Source organism: Pseudomonas sp. S2_E01 (assembly GCF_054668365.1).
Map to the genome: position 1 here is coordinate 1,416,918 of NZ_CP162762.1, position 22,915 is coordinate 1,439,832.

Genomic DNA, 22,915 nt, shown 5'->3' on the forward strand with positions numbered 1-22,915 from the left:
GGCGGACCTGGCACCGGCCTTGCTCAAGCACCGGCCATCAAGAATAAAAAAGGTGCGCCACCCATGCCCAGCCAGTCTGCCGGTCCCACCGCCGGTTCGCTTGGAACACCGCTGACCGTCGGCATCATTGCCAACCCTGCGTCGGGGCGAGACGTACGGCGTCTGACCGCCAACGCCGGGCTGTTCTCCAGTACCGACAAGGTGTCGGTGATCCAGCGCCTGCTCGCGGCGTTCGGCGCCACTGGCGTCGAGCGGGTGCTGATGCCGACGGACATGACGGGCATCGCCGCCGCCGTGCAGAAGAACAGCCAGGGCCGCCAGGCGCGGGACGGGCATTGGCCGACGGTGGAATTCATGGACCTGACGCTGCGCCAGAGTGTCGAAGATACCCGCCAGGCCGCACGCTGGATGGCCGAGCGCGGGGTGGCACTGATCGCGGTCCTGGGCGGCGACGGCACGCACAAGGCAGTGGCTGCGGAGGTGGGCGATATCCCGTTGCTGACGCTGTCCACGGGGACCAACAACGCCTTCCCGCAGCTGCGTGAAGCGACCAGCGCCGGCCTGGCGGGCGGGCTATACGTCACCGGCAAGGTGCCGAGCGAGATTGCCTTGCGCCGCAACAAGCGTTTGCTGGTACGAGAGGCGAATCGCCGCTTGTGCGAGATCGCCCTGGTAGACGTGGCGGTCTCTTCGCTGCCCTTTGTCGGCGCCCGGGCCATCAGTCATGGCGCCGATCTGGCGGAGGTGTTCGTGACCTTCGCCGAACCTCAATCGATTGGCATTTCCGCATTGTGCGGATTGTGGTGGCCCGTATCGCGTCAGGCACCTTGCGGCGCGTGGATGCGTTTGGACCCACGATCTCCCGATGCGTTGCTGGTGCCCCTTGCACCGGGCCTGCTGCAGGGCTGCGCAGTGGCCGCCGCCGGCAGTCTGGAGCCGGGTGTCGCCACCGCCCTGTGCCTGTCCAGCGGCACGCTGGCCCTGGATGGCGAGCGCGAAATCGAGTTCAACGTCCATGACCGGCCTACCGTCACCCTCGATCACGCAGGGCCCTTGAGCATCGATGTCGATGCGGTTCTGGCCTACGCCGCACGCGAGCGACTGCTGGCCATCGGGCGCGAACATCCGCTGCATCCCATGAACGTTGATCACAGAAACCAAGACACCCTGGAGAATAAAAATGTCGACACAGCTGACTGCTGACCAATTGCTGCATGCCTATCGGGTCATGCGCACTATCCGCGCATTCGAAGAGCGCCTGCATGTGGAGTTCGCCACGGGCGAGATTCCCGGTTTTGTCCATCTGTATGCCGGTGAGGAGGCGTCTGCCGCCGGAGTCATGGCGCACTTGGGCGACGACGATTGCATTGCATCCAACCACCGCGGCCATGGTCATTGCATTGCCAAGGGCGTGGATGTCTACGGAATGATGGCCGAGATCTACGGGAAGAAGACCGGGGTCTGCCAGGGCAAGGGCGGTTCCATGCACATCGCCGACTTCGAGAAAGGCATGCTGGGTGCGAACGGTATCGTCGGGGCTGGCGCGCCGCTGGTGGTGGGCGCGGCGCTGGCGGCCAGGCTGAAGGGCACCGACAGCGTTGCCGTGGTGTTCTTCGGTGACGGCGGCTCCAACGAAGGTGCGGTGTTCGAGGCGATGAACATGGCTTCGGTGTGGAACCTGCCTTGTCTGTTCGTGGCCGAGAACAATGGTTACGCCGAGGCCACCGCGTCCAACTGGTCCGTGGCCTGCGATCACATCGCCGACCGGGCGGCCGGCTTCGGCATGCCTGGTGTGACGGTGGACGGTTTCGATTTCTTCGCCGTGCACGAAGCGGCAGGCGCCGCCGTCGAACGCGCCCGGGCGGGAGAGGGACCCTCGCTGATCGAGGTCAAACTGACCCGTTATTACGGTCACTTCGAAGGCGACGCCCAGACCTATCGGGCACCGGATGAGGTCAAGCATTTTCGCGAGCATAAGGACTGCCTGATGCAGTTTCGCGAACGCACCGTGCGCGCCGGTGTTGTCCTGCCTGGTCAACTGGACCAGATCGACAGCGAGGTCGAACTGCTGATCGAAAACGCCGTGTGCAAGGCCAAGTCCGACCCCAAACCCAGCCCAGCCGATCTGCTCTCTGACGTCTACGTGTCCTATCCCTGAACGCCTTCCATAACAAGAATCGAGAACTTCATCATGGCGAGAAAAATCAGTTACCAGCAGGCAATCAACGAGGCACTGGCCCAGGAGATGGGCCGTGATCCCAGTGTGTTCATCATGGGCGAGGATGTCGCCGGTGGTGCCGGTGCCCCCGGTGAGAATGACGCCTGGGGCGGCGTGCTGGGCGTGACCAAAGGCCTGTATCACCAGTTTCCCGGTCGGGTGCTGGATACGCCGCTGTCGGAAATCGGCTACGTCGGCGCGGCCGTGGGCGCGGCCACCCGGGGTATGCGTCCGGTGTGCGAGTTGATGTTCGTCGACTTCGCCGGCTGCTGCCTGGACCAGATCCTCAACCAGGCGGCCAAGTTTCGATACATGTTCGGTGGCAAGGCCACCACGCCCCTGGTGATTCGCACCATGGTCGGCGCCGGCTTGCGTGCGGCGGCCCAGCATTCGCAGATGTTGACCTCATTGTGGACGCACATTCCTGGCTTGAAGATTGTGTGCCCGTCGTCGCCGTATGACGCCAAGGGCTTGCTGATCCAGGCGATCCGCGACAATGACCCGGTGATTTTCTGCGAGCACAAAATGCTCTACAGCCTGCAGGGTGATGTCCCGGAAGAGCTCTACAGCATTGCATTCGGTGAGGCCAATTTCCTGCGTGATGGCAAGGACGTGACGCTGGTGTCCTATGGCAAGACCGTCAACACCGCCATGGATGCGGCCCGCAACCTGGCGGGGCGTGGCATCGATTGCGAGGTGATCGACCTGCGCACCACCAGCCCTCTGGATGAAGACAGCATCCTGGAAAGCGTGGAAAAAACCGGGCGTCTGGTGGTCATCGATGAAGCCAACCCACGCTGCTGCGTGGCCACTGATATCAGCGCCCTGGTCGCGCAAAAGGCCTTTGCTTCGCTAAAAGCGCCCATCGAAATGGTGACGGCGCCGCATACGCCGGTGCCTTTCTCCGACTCTCTGGAGGACCTGTACATTCCCGACGCGGCGAAGATCGAGGCAGCGGTGCTCAAGTTGATCGAGTGGAGCGCACATTCATGAGCCAGATCCATACCCTGACCATGCCCAAATGGGGCTTGTCGATGACCGAAGGCCGGGTCGATGTCTGGCTCAAGGAAGAAGGGCAGGTCATCGCCAAGGGCGACGAAGTGCTGGACGTGGAGACCGACAAGATTTCCAGCAGCGTCGAGGCGCCGTTCTCGGGTGTATTGCGTCGGCAGATCGCCCGCCCTGATGAAACGCTTCCGGTGGGGGCGCTGTTGGGTATCGTGGTGGAGGGCGAAGCCAGCGAAGCCGAAATCGATGCGCTGGTCGAGCAGTTCCAGGCCTCGTTCGTTGCGGGTGACGGCGCCGAGGAAGATGCCGGGCCCACACCGCAGAAGGTCGAGCTGGGCGGTCGTCTGATTCGCTACTTCGAACGGGGCGAAGGCGGTATCCCTGTGGTGCTGGTGCACGGCTTTGGCGGCGATCTGAATAACTGGCTGTTCAATCACGAGGCACTGGCGGCGGGGCGGCGGGTGATCGCCCTCGATCTGCCGGGGCATGGTGAATCGGGCAAAAAGCTGGAACGTGGCGATCTCGATGAATTGAGCGAGGTGGTGTTGGCATTGCTCGATCATCTGGACATCCCTGCCGCGCATTTCGTCGGCCACTCCATGGGCGGCGCCGTGGCGCTCAACACGGCGCGCCTGGCAGCCCAGCGTGTGCGCTCGTTGGTGCTGATCGCCAGTGCTGGCCTGGGCGAAGACATCAACGGTGACTATCTCCAGGGATTTGCCCAGGCGAGCAATCGCAATGCCCTCAAGCCTCAATTGATCAAGTTGTTCTCCAATGCAGAGCTGGTCAACCGGCAGATGCTTGAAGACATGCTCAAGTACAAACGTCTGGAGGGCGTTGATAGCGCGCTGCGCGCATTGCTTGAGGCTGTGTTTGCCGATGGCCGGCAGCAGGTGGATCTGCGGGGGGTGATCGAAGATGCCCGTCAACCTGTACTGCTGATCTGGGGCAGTGACGACGCAATCATTCCAGTGCGCCATAGCGCCGGGTTGCCGGCCCGTGTGGAGGTCCTGCCCGGTCAGGCGCACATGGTGCAGATGGAGGCGGCCGAACAGGTCAACCGCCTGATCCTGGATTTTTTGCAACCCCTCTGACATTTGTCCGGCGTCCTGCGTGCGGGGCGCCGCGTACCGCTGACTTTCAGGAGAATTGCCATGAGCCTTACCGATCTTTCCACCCGCAGCATGCGTGCCGCCGTTTGGCACGGTCGCCACGATATCCGCGTCGAAGACGTGCCTTTGCCTGTCTCGCCACCGGCCGGCTGGGTGCAAATTCGCGTGCACTGGTGCGGTATCTGCGGGTCGGACCTGCACGAATACGTAGCTGGCCCGGTGTTCATTCCAGTTGATGCCCCGCACCCGCTGACGGGCATCAAGGGCCAGTGCATCCTTGGCCATGAGTTCTGCGGCGAAATTGTCGAGCTCGGCGCTGGCGTCGAAGGGTTTAGCGTCGGTGAGCAGATCGCGGCGGATGCCTGCCAGCATTGCGGTCATTGTTATTACTGCACCCACGGGCTCTACAACATTTGCGAGAACCTGGCGTTCACAGGGCTGATGAACAACGGTGCTTTTGCCGAGCTGGTCAACGTGCCGGCCAACCTGTTGTACAAGCTGCCCGCCCATTTCCCGCCCGAAGCGGGAGCGCTGATCGAGCCCCTGGCAGTGGGCATGCACGCGGTGAAAAAGGCCACGAGCCTACTGGGGCAAAACGTTGTGGTCGTGGGTGCGGGCACCATCGGCCTGTGTACGATCATGTGCGCCAAGGCGGCGGGCGCGGCTCAGGTCATTGCCCTGGAAATGTCCGCAGCACGCAAGGCCAAGGCGCTGGAGGTGGGCGCCAGCCACGTGCTCGATCCCAGCCAGTGCGATGCTCTGGCCGAAGTCAGACGATTGACCGCAGGGTTGGGGGCCGATGTCAGTTTTGAATGCATCGGTAACAAGAACACTGCCAAATTGGCCATCGACCTGATCCGTAAGGCGGGCAAGTGCATTTTGGTGGGGATTTTCGAAGAGCCCAGCGAATTCAATTTCTTCGAATTGGTCGCCACCGAAAAACAGGTACTGGGTGCGCTGGCCTACAACGGCGAGTTTGCTGATGTCATAGCGTTCATTGCCGACGGCCGCCTGGACATCACACCATTGGTGACGGGGCGCATTCAACTGGAACAGATCGTGGGGCAGGGGTTCGAGGAATTGGTGAACAACAAGGAGCACAACGTGAAAATCATTGTGTCGCCAGCACGCGTCTGAGCGGTTATGAGAAGTTGGCCTCTGGTGGGCGTCCTTCGCCGTAGCGGGGGCGTCCTCCTTGACGCTGGCGTGGATCTTATTGAATTTGAGATTGATTCTCAAGTATTAATGCCTGGTTTAGGACTGTCGTTGCTCGGCGTGACTTGCCAACAGACATTCTTTTGATATCATCCGCGCCATTGCAACATCCAAAGACTTCATTAGCCTGAAGGTCAAGCCAGAAAAAAACTGGCAAAAAAAAGACCCGGCAAAAAGCCGGGTCAAAAACCGTGATTAGCCTGATGAGGAGATGGTCCAAGAGACCGACCTAAGGTCACTTGGACAATCGACTGATCTCGCGACCAGTTGCTTGCAATAATAATCATTCTCGTTTGCAAGTCAAACGATTTTATCTACGCGATTGAAAATTTTTTCCTCGCGTCCCTCGCAATGCCCCGTCTACATCATCCGTGATGAATCCCGTCCAGTGATCGGTCCAGTAACGCCTTGGCCATATCGATCATGTGCACCGTCGAATACGCCAGATCACGATGAGCACCCTGCAGATGATTCGCCGACTCGCTTGCGGTGGCGGCAGCGCAGCGCAGCAGGTCTGACGCACGCACCAGTGCCTCCTCGCTGGTGACATTACGATTCACATCAAAAAAGCGCTCTTCCACCACCACCTCATCGGACACAACCGGTTTCAAGTAATAATCCAGCGCACGCTGTGCAGCGGCTGAGCCTTGGGGGGAGGTGAGGGACGCATCGATTTGCAGGTCGGGCAGTTCTTGATTAAGGAAAGTCATGGTGATGGCAAGCTCCGTGATGGATTCAGATCCGTGATGCGATCATAATACGAACTGTATTTGTATCTTTGATTTAAATACTACATTTTGTGTTTTGAACCCGGAATGCCGCGACGTATCGTGCCGCTCATGGATAAATGGATTGAATTGGTCAAGGCCAAGATGAGTGAACTCAACGTCACTCAGGAGATACTCGCCGACCGCCTCGGGATGTCCCAGGGTGGCGTCGGTCACTGGCTCAACAAACGTCGCCAGCCCGGAATCGAAGACATGAATCGGGTGCTCAAGGCGCTCGGCATGGATTTTCTCGAAGTGGCACTGGTTATCCGCGAACCGGATGCGTCCAGGGAGGAAAGCCAGGACCTGGTGAGAAAGTACAACCCGTACTTCCGTTACCCGGTGAGCAATTGGCGCGAGTCCTGCGAGGTGCGTGAAAACGAGGCTGTTGTCTACGACAAGGGGCGATTCGAACTCACCGACTATCACGCACAGGGCGCGGCGTTCTGGTTGACGGTGATGGGCGACGCCATGACCGCACCCAGTGGTGTCAGTGTTGCCGAAGGCATGATGATTCTGGTGGATCCGGCCATTGTGCCGGAGCCCGGAAAACTGGTGATTGCGCAATGGCGCGACAGCACTGAGGCGACCTTTCGCAAGTTGATCGAAGAAGGCGGGCAGCGTTATCTGGTCCCGCTCAATCCGACCTATCCGAAAGCTCTTTTCACACAGGACTGCCGAATTATCGGCGTGGTGGTTCAGGCAACGGCCAAGTTCTAATCAGATCGGTCCTCGCAAAGCGTAGGACCGATCCTGATTTTCACGCCTCTTCCAGCTCGACCAACGCACTGCCTTCGCTGACCATCTCGCCTTCCTGGCAATACAGCGCCTTGATCACCCCGGTGTGCGGCGCACGAATGCTGTGCTCCATTTTCATCGCTTCCAGCACCACCAGTTGCGCGCCGGCTTCGACCGTTTGCCCGGCTTCCACCAACACCCGCACGATGCTGCCGTTCATGGGCGCAGTCAGTCCGCCCTGGTGGCTGTGGCTGGCTTCGACCGCGCTGATGGGGTCGTAGGTCTCGACGCGGCGCCACTCGCCTTCCCATTGCACATGCACGACACCGCCGCGACGGATTGCCCGGTGCTGGCGGCGCAGGCCATCGTGTTCGGTTGACAGCTGTTCGCCTTTGAGTTGCGCCGTGCCGGCATGACTCAATGTCAGCGACCGGTCCTGACCGTCACAACTCAAGTGCAGGGTGATTTCCGACGGCAAGCCGGTGCGCATTCCGTTGCCGTTGGCCCAAGGCGAACCCGGGTCATCTGCGCGAATGGCCTGTGGCTGGCTTTGCGCAAATGCCTGCGCGGCGGCTTGCCAGAATGCCTCGCTGAGTTCTGCCGGTGCCGGCAGCAGTTGGTCCTGGTAACGCGGGATAAACCCGGTGTCCAGCTCGGCCGCCGCGAACGCCGGGTGGCCGATGATGCGGCGCAGGAAACTGATGTTGGTCCTGAGCCCGCCAATCGCGAACTCGTCGAGCATGCTCAACAGGCGCAGGCGTGCCTGTTCACGATCCTCGCCCCAGGCGATCAGCTTGCCGAGCATCGGGTCGTAGAACGGTGAAATCTCGTCGCCTTCTTCGACGCCGCTGTCGACCCGTCGCCCCGGGCCCTCGGCGGATTCGCGATACAACTCCAGACGCCCGGTGGCCGGCAGGAAATCATTGCCCGGATCTTCGGCGTACAACCGCACTTCAATAGCATGCCCGTTCAGCGGCACTTGATCCTGGGTCATCGGCAACGCTTCGCCACGAGCGACGCGAATCTGCCAGGCCACCAGGTCGAGGCCTGTGATGGCTTCGGTGACCGGATGTTCGACTTGCAGGCGCGTGTTCATCTCCATGAAAAAAACTCGCCTCGGGCATCCAGCAAAAACTCAACGGTGCCGGCGCCGACATAACCGATGGCCTGCGCCGAACGCACGGCCGCTTCGCCCATGGCGCGTCGTAGCTCCGGGCTCAGGCCTGGGGCGGGGGCTTCTTCGACGACCTTCTGGTGGCGGCGCTGAATCGAACAATCGCGCTCGTTGAGGTACAGGCAGTGACCGTGCTGGTCGGCGAAGACCTGGATTTCCACGTGACGCGGTTTCAGCAGGTATTTCTCGACCAGCATCCGCGAATCGCCAAACGAGGATTGCGCCTCACGCTGCGCCGAGGCCAGGGCTTCGGCCAGTTGGCTGACGTCCTCGACCACCTTCATACCCTTGCCGCCGCCACCGGCCGTGGCCTTGAGCAGCACCGGGTAGCCGATCCGTTCACAAGCCTCACGAAAGGTGTCCAGGTCCTGGGCTTCGCCGTGGTAGCCGGGCACCAGCGGCACGCCAGCGGTTTCCATCAAGGCTTTGGCTGCGGATTTGCTGCCCATGGCATCAATGGCCGAGGCGGGCGGGCCGAGGAAGATCAGGCCGGCCGCTTCGATCGCGCGGGCGAAGCCGGCGTTCTCGGACAGAAAACCATAACCCGGATGAATCGCCTGGGCGCCGCTGGCCTTGGCGGCGGCGATCAGTTTGTCAATTTGCAGGTAACTGTCGGCGGCCTTGCTGCCGCCCAGGTCGACGCGGATGTCCGCTTCGCGGCTGTGCCGGGCATCACGGTCGGTGGCGCTGTGCACGGCCACGGTGGTCAGGCCCAGGGCCTTGGCGGTGCGCATCACCCGGCAGGCGATTTCACCACGGTTGGCCACCAGCAGAGAGGTAATCACAGGTGTGCTCATCAACGCGGCTCCTTGGTGGTGGGTGTTTGCCAATTCGGTGTACGTTTTTGCAGGAAGGCGCGCAGGCCCTCCTGGCCTTCGGGGCTGACACGGATGCGGGCGATGGCGTTTTCGGTGTAGCGGCGCAGCGCCGGGGTCAGCGCACCGTGACCGACTTCGCGCAGCAGGTCCTTGCTGGCGCGCATGGCGGCGGGGCTGTTGAGCAGCAGGTTGTCGACCCATTGCTCGACCTTGGCTTCCAGCTCCGCCGATGGAAAGCTTTCCGACACCAGGCCAAGCTCGCGTGCCCGTTGTCCGCTGAAGCGCTCGGCGGTCAGGGCGTAGCGACGGGCCGCGCGCTCGCCGATGGCTTGCACCACGAAAGGGCTGATCACCGCCGGCGCCAAACCGATGCGTACTTCCGACAGGCAGAACTGCGCGTCATCAGCGCTGATGGCCATGTCGCAGCAACTGATCAGACCCAGCGCGCCGCCGAACGCGGCGCCTTGCACCACGGCCAGGGTCGGGATCTTCAACTTGGCCAGGTTGTACATCAATTCCGCCAGTTCCCGGGCATCATCGAGGTTGGTGTGATAGTCGAGTTCGGCAGACTGTTGCATCCAGGCAAGGTCTGCGCCGGCGCTGAAGTGCTTGCCCCGACCACGTACCAGCAGGAAGCGCAGGTGTGGATCGGCCGAGACCTTGTCCAGAGCGAGGATCAGTTCACGGATCATTTCGGCGTTGAAGGCGTTGTTCTTTTCTTCGCGGCTGAGCCACAGGGTGGCAAAACCCCTTGGGTCGTTCAGCAGTTCGAGGGTTTTGAATTCGTTCATGGCTTGCACTCTTTATTCTGTAGGAGCGAGCATGCTCGCGATGATCGTCAACGATGACGCTGGCTGTCTGATGACCCGCGGTGTCTGGGCTACCATCGCGAGCATGCTCGCTCCTACAGAGGGCAGGATCACATCCGGAACACGCCGAAGCGGCTCGGTTCAATGGGCGCGTTCAGCGACGCGGACAAGGCCAGGGCCAGTATGTCGCGGGTCTGCGCCGGGTCGATGACACCGTCGTCCCACAGGCGCGCACTGGAGTAGTAGGGGTGGCCTTGTTCTTCGTATTGGTCGAGGATCGGTTGCTTGATCTCGGCCTCCTGCTCGGCACTGAAGCCCTGGCCACTGCGTTCGGCCTGTTCGCGCTTGACCTGCACCAATACGCCTGCGGCCTGCTCGGCGCCCATCACGCCGATGCGTGCGTTCGGCCACATCCACAGGAAACGCGGATCGTAGGCGCGGCCGCACATGCCGTAGTTCCCGGCGCCGAAGCTGCCACCGATGATCACGGTGAATTTCGGCACCTGGGCGCAGGCCACGGCCGTTACCAGTTTCGCTCCGTGCTTGGCGATACCGCCGGCCTCGTATTTCTGGCCGACCATGAAACCGGTGATGTTCTGCAAGAACAACAATGGAATCCCACGCTGGCACGCCAGCTCGATAAAGTGCGCGCCTTTTTGCGCCGCTTCGGCGAAGAGAATGCCGTTGTTGGCGAGGATCGCGATCGGATACCCGTGCAGGTGCGCGAAGCCGCACACCAGCGTCGTGCCGAACAGTGCCTTGAACTCATCGAATACCGAGCCGTCCACCAGCCGCGCGATCACTTCGCGCACGTCGAACGGTTGCTTGGCGTCCGCCGAAACGACGCCGTACAGCTCATCACTGGCGTAGAGCGGGGCGATGGGCGTGCGTTGCTGCACTTCACCGAGTTTGCGCCAATTCAGGTTGGCCACACTGCGCCGGGCGATGGCCAGGGCGTGCTCATCGCTTTCGGCATAGTGGTCAGCGACACCGGAGATTTTGCAGTGCACATCGGCACCGCCGAGGTCTTCGGCGCTGACCACTTCGCCGGTCGCCGCTTTCACGAGCGGTGGGCCGGCGAGGAAAATGGTCGCTTGTTCGCGCACCATGATTGCTTCGTCCGCCATCGCCGGTACATAAGCACCCCCGGCAGTACACGAGCCCATGACCACCGCGATTTGCGGGATGCCCATGGCGCTCATGTTGGCCTGGTTGAAGAAGATCCGCCCGAAGTGCTCGCGGTCCGGGAACACTTCATCCTGGCGCGGCAGGTTTGCGCCACCGGAGTCCACCAGGTAGATGCACGGCAGTCGGTTTTGCTGGGCGATGGTCTGGGCGCGCAAGTGTTTCTTCACGGTCAGCGGGTAATACGAGCCGCCTTTTACGGTGGCATCGTTGGCGACGATCATGCATTCGACGCCTTCCACGCGACCGATGCCGGCAATCACGCCGGCGGCCGGCACGTCTTCACCGTACACCTCGTAGGCCGCCAGTTGGCTGATCTCCAGAAACGGTGAGCCCGGATCCAGCAGGCGATTGATGCGTTCGCGAGGCAGCAGTTTGCCGCGTGAGGTGTGACGTTCCTGTGCCTTCGGGCCGCCACCTTGCTGCACCTGCGCGAGCAGGGTGTGCAGGGCGTCGACCTGTTTGAGCATCGCCGCGCTGTTGCTGGCGAACTCAGCGGAGCGGGGGTTGAGCTGGGTATGCAGGATCATGGCTTACTCCGTAAGCAGCTGTGAGCGGCAAGCTGCAGCCACAAGTAAAAGCTGTTCTCTTGCAGCTGTAGCTTGCGGCTGATAGCTGACGAAATTCATTTCGTCTCGTTGAACAGTTCGCGACCGATCAGCATGCGGCGGATCTCACTGGTGCCTGCGCCGATTTCGTACAGCTTGGCGTCGCGCAGCAGGCGACCCGCCGGGAATTCATTGATGTAGCCGTTACCGCCGAGGATCTGGATCGCGTCGAGGGCCATTTGCGTGGCGCGTTCGGCGCTGTAGAGGATCACGCCGGCGGCGTCCTTGCGCGTGGTTTCGCCGCGTTCGCAGGCTTGCGCAACGGCGTACAGGTAGGCTCGGCTGGCGTTGAGTTGGGTGTACATGTCGGCGACCTTTCCCTGGATCAGCTGGAATTCGCCGATGCTCTGGCCGAACTGCTTGCGGTCGTGGATGTACGGCACGATCAGGTCCATGCAGGCCTGCATGATCCCGGTCGGGCCGCCGGAAAGAACGACACGCTCGTAGTCGAGGCCACTCATCAGCACTTTCACGCCGCCGTTGAGCACGCCGAGGGTGTTTTCTTCCGGCACCTCGACGTCATCGAAGAACAGCTCACACGTGTTCGAACCGCGCATGCCGAGCTTGTCGAACTTGTTGCTGCGGCTGAAGCCTTTCCAGTCGCGCTCGACGATGAAGGCGGTGATGCCGTGGGGGCCTTTTTCCAGGTCGGTCTTGGCGTAGATCACGTAGGTGTTGGCGTCCGGGCCGTTGGTGATCCAGGTCTTGCTGCCGTTGAGCACGTAGTGGTCGCCACGTTTATCGGCGCGCAATTTCATCGAGACCACGTCGGAGCCGGCGTTCGGTTCGCTCATGGCCAGGGCACCGATGTGCTCGCCGCTGATCAGCTTGGGCAGGTATTTGGTTTTCTGCTCGTGGTTGCCGTTGCGGTTGATCTGGTTGACGCAGAGGTTGGAGTGCGCGCCGTAGGACAGTGCCACCGATGCCGAGCCACGGCTGATTTCTTCCATGGCCACGACGTGGGCCAGGTAACCCAGGCCGGCGCCGCCGTACTCTTCCGGCACGGTGATGCCGAGCAGGCCCATGTCGCCGAACTTGCGCCACAGGTCAGCGGGGAACAGGTTGTCGCTGTCGATCTGAGCGGCGCGCGGTGCGATCTCATTGGCGACGAAGGACTGAACCTGATCGCGCAGCATGTCGATGGTTTCACCGAGGGCAAAGTTCAGGGATGGGTAGCGCATGGGTCACCTTTTGGCTTTTTTGTAGGGTGGGGAGGGCAGTGATCCGGCTCTCACCTTTACGTTAACGTAAGCCTGTGACGAATGGCTGTCAATCACCCTTTACGTTAACGTCAACTTGAGCGACAGTAGGGTCAGGTCAATGTACAAAAACAACCCACAAAAAAGACAATAGGGGTCGTCATGGCTCAACCCAGTGCAGGTCCGCAACGCAGTTACACCCGTGGTTCCCAGGACAAAGCCTTGCTGGCGATGACCATCGGTCAGGCGTTCGATAACACCGTCGTGCAGTACCCGGAAGGGGAGGCGCTGGTCGTGCGCCATCAGCAGTTGCGCTACACCTGGCGTCAGTTGTCCGAGGCGGTAGACCTGCATGCGCGGGCACTGCTGGCGTTGGGGTTGCAGGCCGGTGATCGCCTCGGGATCTGGGCCCCCAATTGTGCGCAGTGGTGCATCAGTCAGTTTGCCAGCGCGAAGATCGGCGTGATCCTCGTCAACATCAACCCGGCGTATCGCAGCTCCGAACTCGAATACGTATTGAAGCAGTCTGGCTGCCAATGGCTGGTGTGCGCAGGTTCGTTCAAGACCTCCAACTATCACGCCATGATCCAGGGCCTGGTGCCCGAGCTGGCCGAGCAATCCATCGGGCAGTTGCAAAGTGAACGTTTGCCGGACCTGCGCGGCGTCATCAGCCTTGATTCGCAGGCCCCATCGGGTTTCCTGCCGTGGTCGCAGTTGGCTGATCTCGCGACGGGTGTATCCGCCGAGCGACTGCGCGAACGTCAGGACAGCCTGCATTTCGACCAGCCGGTGAACATCCAGTACACCTCCGGCACCACCGGTTTCCCCAAGGGCGCGACCCTCAGTCACTACAACATTCTCAACAACGGTTACATGGTTGGCGAAAGCCTTGGTCTGACTGCCAATGATCGGTTGGTGATCCCGGTGCCGCTTTACCACTGTTTTGGCATGGTCATGGGTAACCTCGGCTGCATCACCCATGGCACCACGATGATTTACCCCAATGATGCTTTCGATCCCCTGTTGACCCTGACCACCGTCGCGCAAGAGAAAGCCACCGCACTCTATGGCGTGCCGACCATGTTCATCGCCTTGCTCGACCAGCCCCAGCGCGCCGAGTTCGACCTGTCGACCCTGCGCACCGGCATCATGGCCGGCGCGACCTGCCCGATCGAAGTGATGCGCCGGGTCATCAGTGAAATGCACATGAGTGAAGTGCAGATTGCCTACGGCATGACGGAAACCAGCCCGGTGTCGATGCAGACCGGTCCGTCGGATGACCTGGAGCTGCGCGTGACCACGGTGGGGCGTACGCAGCCGCAACTGGAAAGCAAAATCATCGACGAGGCTGGCAACCTGGTGCCCCGCGGCACCATCGGTGAGCTTTGTACCCGTGGTTATAGCGTGATGCTGGGTTACTGGAACAACCCTGAAGGCACGGCGCAGGCAATCGATCAGGCTGGCTGGATGCACACCGGCGATCTGGCGAGCATGAACGACGAAGGCTACGTGTGCATTGCCGGACGCAACAAGGACATGATCATTCGCGGCGGTGAGAATATTTATCCACGTGAGCTGGAAGAGTTCTTTTTTACCCACCCGGCGGTTGCGGACGTGCAGGTGATTGGCATTCCGTGTTCGCGCTATGGCGAAGAGATTGTCGCCTGGATCAAGTTCCACCCCGGCCACAGCGCCACGGATCAAGAGCTGCAAGCCTGGTGCAAGGAGCGCATCGCGCATTTCAAGACGCCGCGTTACTTCAAGTTCGTCGAAGAGTTTCCGATGACCGTGACCGGCAAGATCCAGAAGTTTCGCATGCGGGAGATCAGTATCGAGGAGTTGCGAGTCAGCCAGGGCTGAGGGCAGTTCCCCCTGTGGGAGCGGGCTTGCTCGCGAAGGCGGTGTGTCAGTCGATGCATGTGAACACTGACCCACCGCCTTCGCGAGCAAGCCCGCTCCCACATTTGACCGAGTGAAAACCTGAACGCCAGACAGCACAAAGGGGAGCCGAGGCTCCCCTTTAATTTTCGTTGCGCGTGCTCTTTTTTTATTATTGAGGGGCGGTCTGTTTTTGTTTTTGGTAACCGTGACCCTTTGTCGCTGTTTTTGGCGATCCCCATCCGGGATCAAGAGCAAACGTATTTTTTTGAGCGCTGATCTACTTTCTCGCTGAGCGATCCAACCGTTCGGTAGCTACCTGAAGGTAGTTTTATTGTTCTCTGCCCGGTTGCGGGTAACTTCGCGAAGCACCCTGAAAAGCACACCTTCTCCAAAAAAATCTGTTAGCTGCGTCTCTGCCGTGTTGTTTTTGTTATGTCAGAGTCGTTTCGTCTTGTTTTTATTGGTTTGCTGCTTTTTATTCTTGTTATGCCATAGAGATAGCAGAAGCCGTGCCAACTTTTAAAAATCCTTTGAAATCAATAACATAATATTTTGTGGGATTTTTCTCTCAGGCAAACCCCGACAATTTGTTTCCGTGTTACTCGCTTTTACCCCGCACCGTGACCGGTGCGGTAACACCCGCGCACTCACTGTGCGCTACGGGCCTTGGCCACGCGCGAACCAGTGGGGCGTCCCAGCACTGCGCTGATCTGCTGACCGGCGCGAATCAGCGCGTCGAGGTCGATGCCGGTTTCGATACCCAGGCCGCTGAGCAGGTAAACCACGTCTTCGGTCGCGACGTTACCGCTGGCACCCTTGGCGTAGGGGCAGCCGCCGAGGCCGGCGATAGAGCTGTCGAACACCGAAATCCCTTCCAGCAGGCTGGCATAGATGTTCGCCATCGCCTGGCCATAGGTGTCGTGAAAATGCCCAGCAAGTTTGTCGCGCGGTACCTGGGCCGAGACCACGTCGAACATCTTGCGCGTTGCCCCCGCCGTGCCGGTACCGATGGTGTCGCCCAGGGAGACCTCATAGCAGCCCATGGCGTAGAGTTCACGAGCGACGTACGCCACTTGTTCCGGCATGACTTCGCCTTCATAAGGGCAGCCCAGCACACAGGACACGTAACCGCGCACGGTAACGCCGTGTTGCCTGGCCATGTCCATGATGGGCACGAAGCGCTCCAGGCTTTCCTTGATCGAGCAATTGATGTTGCGCTGGGAAAACGCTTCGGACGCTGCTGCAAATACCGCGACTTCCTTGACCCCACTGGCCAGTGCGTCTTCAAAGCCGCGCAGGTTGGGGGCGAGCGCACCGTAGGTGACGCCCGGCTTGCGCTGGATCTGTGCGAAGACGTCAGCGGAACCGGCCATTTGCGGCACCCATTTGGGCGATACGAAACTGCCGACCTCTATATAACCAAGGCCTGCGGCCGTCAGTGCATCGACCAATTGCACCTTGTCGGCGACGCTGATGGGTTGGGCTTCGTTTTGCAGACCGTCGCGAGGACCGACTTCGACCAGGCGTACGTGGGAGGGTAGGGGCATGGCTTGAGTCCTATGTTCATTTCTGTAGGAGCGAGCTTGCTCCGGGCGGCGTTCCGACGATGGCGGTCGCCTGAACGGCTGCGGTGCCTGGGCTTGCATCGCGAGCAAGCTCGCGCCTACAGGGGGGAGGGTGGTTATTGGATGGCTTGCTGGCTCTTGAGCGTTTGCTCCAGCGCCTGTACGCAGCGCTCTTCGGCCGTATCGAGTTCCAGTTTCATCTGTTCGATGTCCAGCAACTGTTGTTCGAGCTGTTCCCGGCGCTCGGTGATTTTCGCCAGCATGCTGTGCAACTGCTTGGTGTTACCGCTGGACGGATCATAAAGCTCGATCAACTCGCGGCATTCGGCCAGGGAAAAACCGATGCGCTTGCCGCGCAGGATCAGTTTCAGGCTGACCTTGTCCCGTGGCGAGTAAATGCGTTCCTGGCCACGGCGCTCAGGGGTGAGCAGGCCTTGCTCTTCATAAAAGCGGATGGCCCGCGTGGTGATGTCGAGTTCGCGGGCGAGATCGGAGATGCTATAGGTCTGGCTGCTCATGGAAGCGCTCGAAGAAGGTCATGGCGCTAAGCTAAAGGTTGCTTGACGTATACGTCAAGGGTCTGGAGTCGGGGGTGTTGCTGGCCTCATCGCGGGCAAGCCCGCTCCTACAGGGGATTGTTTAACGGCGCTGATTTCTGTGGGAGCGAGCCTGCTCGCGATAGGACCGCCCCGATCCAAAACCCTACACCACCTTCTCCAGCTTTCTCTCTTGTGCCGTCACCTGCTGGCACAACTCGATCATCTGCTCGCGCATCCAGCGGTTGGCCGGATCCTGGTCAGTGCTTTCGTGCCAATAGAGATGGGTTTCCACCGGCGGCACGTCATTGACCGGTACGCTGAAGGCCAGCAGATCGTTACGGCGCGCAAAGCGCTCCGGCACGGTCATGACCATGTCGGTTTGCTGCAACACTTGCGAGGCCATCTGGTAGTGCTGGGAGCGCAGGGCAATCTTGCGTTGGATGCCCATCTTGCCCAACGCCAGGTCGACATGGCCAAGGCCGCTGCGACGGCTGGAAATATGCACGTGGGTCATGCCCAGGTAATCATCGAGGGTGAGTTTGTCCTTGCCCGCCAGTGGGTGACCTTTGCGCATCGCGCACACGTAGCGGTCTTCCATCAGCTTGACGTGACGCACCTGGGGGTCGGTGTTGAGCGGCGCATCCACCGCGAAATCCAGGCGCCCGGCCGCCAGTTCCTTGGTGGTTTCACGGCGTTTGGCCAGGAAGCTCTCGATGATCACTGCCGGCGCCAGGCGACGCAGGCGCTGGAACAGCGGCGGCAGGATCACCGCCTCGGTGAGGTCGGTCATGCTGATGCGATAGGTCTTGACCGCCTGCAACGGGTTGAAGATCCGGCTCTCCTGGACCGACACGCGCAGCAATGACAGGGCATTGCGCACCGGACCGATGATGTTCTGGGCCATCGGCGTGGGCACCATGCCCTGGGCCGTACGCACGAACAGGGGGTCGTTGAAGGTCTCACGCAAGCGCGCCAGGGCATTGGACACCGCCGGTTGAGTGATGCCGACGATTTGCCCGGCACGGGTCAGGTTGGCTTCGGTGTAGATCGCGTCGAAGACGATGAAAAGGTTGAGGTCGACCTTGCTCAGATTCATTGCGCTTCACTCTTATTGTAGGGCGGTCTGGACGGGCACGGAGGCCTTGGCAATCAGCCGATCATATATCGGTGATGAATGTTAATACACGCGGAGAATAGGCTAGGTAAATTTTCGTAGCTGCTCTAGCATCGATTGCATGCCCTAAACAACTTCCCCCAAGAAGGTAGCTGCCCCATGGATTTCGCTTATTCGCCCAAGGTTCAGGAACTGCGTGAGCGCGTGACCGCGTTCATGGATGCTTATGTTTACCCCGCCGAAGCCGTGTTCGAGCGTCAGGTTGCGGAGGGCGATCGCTGGCAGCCGACGGCGATCATGGAAGAACTCAAACTCAAGGCCAAGGCTGAAGGCTTGTGGAATTTGTTTCTGCCTGAGTCCGAGCTCGGCGCCGGCCTCACCAACCTCGAATACGCTCCCTTGGCGGAAATCATGGGTCGCTCGCTGCTGGGCCCCGAGCCGTTCAACTGCTCGGCGCCGGACACCGGCAACATGGAAGTGCTGGTTCGTTATGCCAATGAAGAACAGAAGCAGCGCTGGCTCGAACCACTGTTGCGGGGCGAGATCCGTTCGGCATTCGCCATGACCGAACCCGATGTCGCATCCTCCGACGCCACTAACATGGCCGCCCGCGCCGTGCGTGACGGTGACGAGTGGGTGATCAACGGCAAGAAATGGTGGACGTCAGGTGCCTGCGACCCGCGTTGCAAGATCCTGGTGTTCATGGGGTTGAGCAATCCCGATGCGCCACGTCACGCCCAGCACTCGATGATTCTGGTGCCGGTGGATACACCAGGTGTGAAAATCGTCCGTCCGCTGCCCGTGTTCGGTTACGACGACGCACCTCACGGCCACGCCGAAGTGCTGTTCGAAAACGTCCGGGTGCCGTACGAAAACGTACTGCTGGGCGAAGGCCGTGGCTTTGAAATCGCCCAGGGGCGTCTGGGCCCAGGTCGGATTCACCACTGCATGCGTTCGATCGGCATGGCCGAGCGCGCGCTGGAACTGATGTGCAAGCGCTCCGTGGAGCGCACGGCCTTTGGCAAGCCACTGGCGCGTCTGGGGGGCAATGTCGACAAGATTGCCGACTCACGGATGGAAATCGACATGGCGCGCCTGCTGACCCTGAAGGCCGCCTACATGATGGATACCGTCGGCAATAAAGTGGCGAAGAGTGAAATTGCGCAGATCAAGGTGGTCGCGCCCAATGTGGCGCTGCGGGTCATTGACCGGGCGATCCAGATTCATGGCGGGGCGGGGGTGTCCAACGACTTCCCGCTGGCCTACATGTATGCGATGCAGCGCACCCTGCGCCTGGCCGATGGCCCGGACGAAGTGCACCGAGCGGCGATCGGCAAGTTCGAGATCGGCAAGTATGTGCCGCGGGAAATGATGCGTAGCAGCCACTAAGCACGCCAGCCCCCTGTAGGAGCGAGCATGCTCGCGATGGAGTCACGGACACCTCGGGGTGTCAGGCTGCCCGCGTTATCGTTAACGTCCATCGCGAGCATGCTCGCTCCTACAGGGTTTCAGGGTTTGCTGGAGGCCACCGGCAAACCAAAAAACGCCCGCGCACACGCCGTGCTGTGGGCTGCCACGTCCTGCTCGCTTTCCCCTCGGTGCGACGCCACTTCGCGCAACACCTCGGTCAGATAGGCCGGCTCGTTGCGACCATTTTTCGGTTTGGGCCGCAAGCTGCGCGGCAGCAGGTAAGGCGCGTCACTTTCCAGCATCAGGCGCCCACGTTTGATCTCCTTGACCAGCGGATGCAAATGCGTGCCGCGACGCTCGTCGCAGATCCAGCCGGTGATACCGATGTGCAGGTCGAGATCGAGGTAGCTGAACAGCGCCTGTTTTTCCCCCGTGAAACAATGCACCACGGCTGCCGACAGTTTGTCGCGGTAATCGCGCAGGATTTCCAGCAAACGCTGATTGGCGTCACGCTCATGGAGAAACACCGGCAATTGGAGCTCGACCGCCAGCGCCAGATGCTCTTCCAGGACTTTCTCCTGCTGCGGGCGCGGCGAGAAGTCGCGATTGAAATCCAGTCCGCACTCACCCACGGCCACCACGTTTGGCTCCTTGAGCAAACCTCGCAGGCGCTGGGCGCTGTCGGCATTCCAATCGCTGGCCGCGTGTGGGTGGATGCCGGCGGTGGCGAACAGCCGCTGCGACGTTTCATCCAACTGCCGGCACAACTCCAGCGCCTGTTCGCTGCCGTCAACGCTGGTGCCGGTCAGTACCAATTGGCAGACCCCGGCGGCAAAGGCACGCTCGAGCACGGCTTGGTGTTTGTCGGCAAAACTGGGGTTGGTCAGGTTGACGCCGATATCGATGAGTTGCATGGTGCTACCTCGGACCCAGGGCCGGAAAGCATATCAGAGCTGTAGATTTATAATAAAAGCCAAGAACTACAACGAGTTAAAGCTGTCTTTTGAGGCCGGAAGACGCCTTGGACTGGTCACATGGCCATCACTGTGCCAGTCTTTCGTACCTTGCCAGCGTTCAATGCGCTTCGTTTCCGTCGCTCGATTTCGTCAATGCTTTTGAAATCGGCCCCGTCCTTCTTGCGGAGAGTGGATGACCCGTCCCTCGATTTTGCTCCTGCTGTGTGCTGCGCTGCTGCTTCCGATGCCGGCGGTTGCGCGCCTGGCCGGTCCGCTGCAAGCCGTGCCCGCGGCCAAGGTGCGCGATCTTTCGGAGATCCGCAGCAGTCGGGTATTGAAAGTGCTGGTCAACCAGAGTCGCAACAGTTCCGGCGAAGTGCAGGGCCAGTCGATTGGGGTCGAATATCATCGACTGCGTGCCTTCGAGCAATACCTCAACGGTCACGCCCGCGATGGTCAGGAGATCAAGCTCAAGATCATTCCCAAAAGCAAGGACCAGTTGCTCGGCGCATTGCAGCGCGGGGAGGGGGACCTGGTTGCACCGGGCGAGTTGCTGGATCTGCAGCCGGGATACGCCGTCAGTACCAGCGAACCGGTTGCCACCAATATCCCGTTGGTGCTGGTCGGTATCAAGGGCGAGATGCGCTACACACGCCTCGAGCAACTTTCGGGCAAGACCCTGGCATTGCCGACCGGCAGCGTCGCCGGTGACGCCATCAGCCAGATCAACCAGAAGCTGGCGCTGCACAAACTGCCACCGGTGATAATCGAGTGGGTCGATCCGAGTCTTGCGATCGAGGACGTATTGGAGATGGTGCAGGGCGGGATCTTTCACCTGACGATCGTTGAACAACCGATTGCCGAGCGTTGGGGCAAGATCCTGCCAAAGCTGCGGTTTGACAAGCAGGTGATGATCAGTGAACCAGGAGAAGAGTTCTGGTTCGTACGCCGCGACGCGACGATGTTGCGGGCCAGCATCGATCGCTTCCTGGCCGGCTATAAAAAGCCTTCGGATCAGGATGCGGCGTTCCTGCGCATCTATCGCCGTCTGTACCAAGTGCATTATCCGTTGGCCAAGAGCGATCGCCAGCGCCTGGAGAAACTTCGACCGGTGCTGCAAAAACATGCCGATGCGCAAAACATGGACTGGCTGAACCTGGCGGCGCTGGCGTTCAAGGAGTCCGGCCTGCAACCCAAGGCCCGCAGCGGTGGCGCCCCAACCGGTCTGATGCAGATCACCCCGTCAGCGGCGCAGCGGGTCGGTGTCAGCAACATTCAGGAAGTCGATGGCAATGTGCAGGCCGGCGCCAAGTACCTGGCCATGATCCGTCGCAAGTTTTTTGCCAGCCCAAAACTCAACGAGCGTGAGCGCATGGCATTCACACTGGCGGCGTATAACATCGGACCAGAGCGGGTCCAGGGCATGCGCGCGGAGGCACGGCGGCGCGGCTTGAATCCCAATCAATGGTTTTTCCAGGTTGAACGCATCGCCATGGAGCAGGTGGGAATGGGCCCTGTCAGCTATGTTAATAGCGTGAACAAGTACTACCTGGCATTCGATCGGGAGCGGGAGTCGTTGGAGCCCCAGAGGCAAAAAGTCGTCTCAAGGAAGTGATCGAATAAACTGATTGTTATTGCGAAAAAATTGCGCTTTTAGCATTTGTTTTATCGATTAATATGGCGACCAACCAACACACATAACTCCATTAGGGACGACACAACATGAGCACAATGATCAACAAGGTACTGTTCACCCGCGCTGGCTACGGCCTGACTGTCCTGCGTATTTTCGTCGGCATCATCTTCGCTGCCCACGGTTCGCAGAAACTCTTCGGCGCCTTTGGAGGCTACGGTCTGGCCGGCACCGCGCAGTACATGGAAAGCATCGGCCTGACCCCGGGCTACGTCATGGCGACTTTGGCGGGCGGTACCGAGTTCTTCGCCGGCCTGGCCTTGATCATTGGCCTGCTGGTGCGTCCGGCAGCACTGGGCCTGACCTTCCTGTCGCTGGTGGCGATCTTCAGCGTGCACATCAGCAACGGCCTGTTCATGGCCAACAACGGTTACGAGTTCGCCCTGGCCTTGCTCGGTGGCAGCATCGCGGTACTGATCGAAGGTGCCGGCAAGCTCTCGGTGGACCGCGCAATCGCTGGTTAACCGCTCTGAATCAAAAACAAGGCCCGCATTGCGCGGGCCTTTTTTGTTGCTCCCGCTCCCCTGTAGGAGCAGCCGATCGACGCTCGAATGCCCGCGATGGACTTTAACGATAACGCTGGGCAGCTGATGCCCTGCGGTGTCTGGTACTCCTGTAGGAGCGAGTTTACTCGCGATGGTCGTCAACGATCACGCTGGGCAACCTGACACCCCGCAATGTCTGGGCCTCCATCGCGAGCATCCGAGCGTCGGCCGGATGCACCTACAGAAAGCTTGTTTTCCGGGACTCACAGAAACTTGGAAACATCCTACAGATCCAGCGCCATAACATTTGGACGCATCCTACGCGCCCATCAGAACCGTCCTATTTCAACAATTTTCAGCTTCTAGAACACTGACCCGCATCCGACGCGGGTGGATAAAAACCTCCCCGCCACTCCATCCA

18 protein-coding genes and 1 pseudogene are annotated in these 22,915 nt (G+C 60.4%); 10 read left to right on the forward strand and 9 right to left on the reverse strand.

What is annotated here, in order from left to right:
- Positions 1-63 precede the first annotated feature (63 nt).
- From AB4O36_RS06450 to AB4O36_RS06470, 5 genes are all read left to right on the forward strand, one after another.
- Complete coding sequence (locus tag AB4O36_RS06450; protein WP_460141285.1) at positions 64-1,203, forward strand: ATP-NAD kinase family protein; 1,140 nt, start codon at positions 64-66, stop codon at positions 1,201-1,203.
- Positions 1,181-2,158 carry a thiamine pyrophosphate-dependent dehydrogenase E1 component subunit alpha gene (locus tag AB4O36_RS06455; RefSeq protein WP_460141286.1) on the forward strand — a complete coding sequence of 326 codons (978 nt, stop codon included), beginning with the start codon at positions 1,181-1,183 and terminating at the stop codon, positions 2,156-2,158. The genes AB4O36_RS06450 and AB4O36_RS06455 overlap by 23 nt, the downstream gene beginning before the upstream one ends.
- Positions 2,159-2,191: 33 nt before the next feature.
- Positions 2,192-3,211 carry an alpha-ketoacid dehydrogenase subunit beta gene (locus tag AB4O36_RS06460; RefSeq protein WP_460141287.1) on the forward strand — a complete coding sequence of 340 codons (1,020 nt, stop codon included), beginning with the start codon at positions 2,192-2,194 and terminating at the stop codon, positions 3,209-3,211.
- The gene (locus tag AB4O36_RS06465) at positions 3,208-4,320 is read left to right on the forward strand and encodes an acetoin dehydrogenase dihydrolipoyllysine-residue acetyltransferase subunit (RefSeq protein WP_460141288.1); all 1,113 of its coding nucleotides are present in this window, start codon (positions 3,208-3,210) and stop codon (positions 4,318-4,320) included. Before AB4O36_RS06460 ends, AB4O36_RS06465 begins: the two co-directional genes overlap by 4 nt.
- A 90-nt stretch (positions 4,321-4,410) precedes the next feature.
- Entirely contained in the window at positions 4,411-5,475 is a 1,065-nt protein-coding gene (locus AB4O36_RS06470) for a 2,3-butanediol dehydrogenase (RefSeq protein ID WP_460126623.1), read from the forward strand.
- A gap of 443 nt (positions 5,476-5,918) precedes the next feature.
- On the opposite strand, the gene AB4O36_RS06475 is transcribed toward AB4O36_RS06470, so the two are convergent.
- Positions 5,919-6,263 carry a DUF6124 family protein gene (locus AB4O36_RS06475; RefSeq protein WP_460141289.1) on the reverse strand — a complete coding sequence of 115 codons (345 nt, stop codon included), beginning with the start codon at positions 6,261-6,263 and terminating at the stop codon, positions 5,919-5,921.
- Between the two features lie 129 nt (positions 6,264-6,392).
- Here AB4O36_RS06475 and AB4O36_RS06480 point away from each other — a divergent pair, with 129 nt between their 5' ends.
- A complete protein-coding gene (locus tag AB4O36_RS06480; protein ID WP_460141290.1) occupies positions 6,393-7,040 on the forward strand; it encodes a LexA family protein in 648 nt (215 codons plus the stop codon).
- A gap of 40 nt (positions 7,041-7,080) precedes the next feature.
- Here the strand turns inward: AB4O36_RS06480 and AB4O36_RS06485 are convergent.
- The 4 genes and pseudogenes from AB4O36_RS06485 to AB4O36_RS06500 all read right to left on the reverse strand — a co-directional run bounded on the left by AB4O36_RS06485 (position 7,081) and on the right by AB4O36_RS06500 (position 12,833).
- Positions 7,081-9,029: pseudogene (locus tag AB4O36_RS06485) on the reverse strand (acetyl/propionyl/methylcrotonyl-CoA carboxylase subunit alpha).
- Entirely contained in the window at positions 9,029-9,841 is an 813-nt protein-coding gene (locus AB4O36_RS06490) for a gamma-carboxygeranoyl-CoA hydratase (protein WP_460141291.1), read from the reverse strand. The pseudogene AB4O36_RS06485 and the gene AB4O36_RS06490 overlap by 1 nt, the downstream one beginning before the upstream one ends.
- Before the next feature lie 128 nt (positions 9,842-9,969).
- Positions 9,970-11,574: a carboxyl transferase domain-containing protein gene (locus AB4O36_RS06495; protein WP_460122614.1), complete on the reverse strand. Its 1,605-nt coding sequence runs from the start codon at positions 11,572-11,574 to the stop codon at positions 9,970-9,972.
- Positions 11,575-11,669: 95 nt separating this feature from the next.
- Positions 11,670-12,833, reverse strand: a complete 1,164-nt coding sequence (locus tag AB4O36_RS06500; protein ID WP_460141292.1) for an isovaleryl-CoA dehydrogenase — start codon at positions 12,831-12,833, stop codon at positions 11,670-11,672.
- 180 nt (positions 12,834-13,013) lie between these two features.
- On the opposite strand from AB4O36_RS06500, the gene AB4O36_RS06505 reads away from it, so the two are divergent.
- Entirely contained in the window at positions 13,014-14,711 is a 1,698-nt protein-coding gene (locus AB4O36_RS06505) for an AMP-binding protein (RefSeq protein ID WP_460141293.1), read from the forward strand.
- Between the two features lie 668 nt (positions 14,712-15,379).
- Here AB4O36_RS06505 and AB4O36_RS06510 read toward each other — a convergent pair.
- From AB4O36_RS06510 to AB4O36_RS06520, 3 genes are all read right to left on the reverse strand, one after another.
- Positions 15,380-16,279 carry a hydroxymethylglutaryl-CoA lyase gene (locus AB4O36_RS06510; protein WP_460141294.1) on the reverse strand — a complete coding sequence of 300 codons (900 nt, stop codon included), beginning with the start codon at positions 16,277-16,279 and terminating at the stop codon, positions 15,380-15,382.
- Positions 16,280-16,413: 134 nt separating this feature from the next.
- Positions 16,414-16,815 (reverse strand): MerR family transcriptional regulator, encoded by a 402-nt coding sequence (locus tag AB4O36_RS06515; RefSeq protein ID WP_460141295.1) that lies wholly within the window; start codon positions 16,813-16,815, stop codon positions 16,414-16,416.
- Between the two features lie 184 nt (positions 16,816-16,999).
- Positions 17,000-17,932: a LysR family transcriptional regulator gene (locus AB4O36_RS06520; protein ID WP_460141296.1), complete on the reverse strand. Its 933-nt coding sequence runs from the start codon at positions 17,930-17,932 to the stop codon at positions 17,000-17,002.
- A gap of 177 nt (positions 17,933-18,109) precedes the next feature.
- On the opposite strand from AB4O36_RS06520, the gene AB4O36_RS06525 reads away from it, so the two are divergent.
- Complete coding sequence (locus tag AB4O36_RS06525; protein ID WP_460141297.1) at positions 18,110-19,339, forward strand: acyl-CoA dehydrogenase; 1,230 nt, start codon at positions 18,110-18,112, stop codon at positions 19,337-19,339.
- A gap of 119 nt (positions 19,340-19,458) precedes the next feature.
- On the opposite strand, the gene AB4O36_RS06530 is transcribed toward AB4O36_RS06525, so the two are convergent.
- Positions 19,459-20,274, reverse strand: coding sequence for a TatD family hydrolase (locus AB4O36_RS06530; protein ID WP_460141298.1), 816 nt, complete (start codon positions 20,272-20,274; stop codon positions 19,459-19,461).
- A 235-nt stretch (positions 20,275-20,509) separates the two neighbouring features.
- On the opposite strand from AB4O36_RS06530, the gene AB4O36_RS06535 reads away from it, so the two are divergent.
- On the forward strand, positions 20,510-21,931 hold the full coding sequence (locus AB4O36_RS06535) for an MltF family protein (RefSeq protein ID WP_460141299.1): 1,422 nt from the start codon (positions 20,510-20,512) through the stop codon (positions 21,929-21,931).
- A 107-nt stretch (positions 21,932-22,038) separates the two neighbouring features.
- Positions 22,039-22,473, forward strand: a complete 435-nt coding sequence (locus AB4O36_RS06540; RefSeq protein ID WP_460122629.1) for a DoxX family protein — start codon at positions 22,039-22,041, stop codon at positions 22,471-22,473.
- Positions 22,474-22,915: the final 442 nt, after the last annotated feature.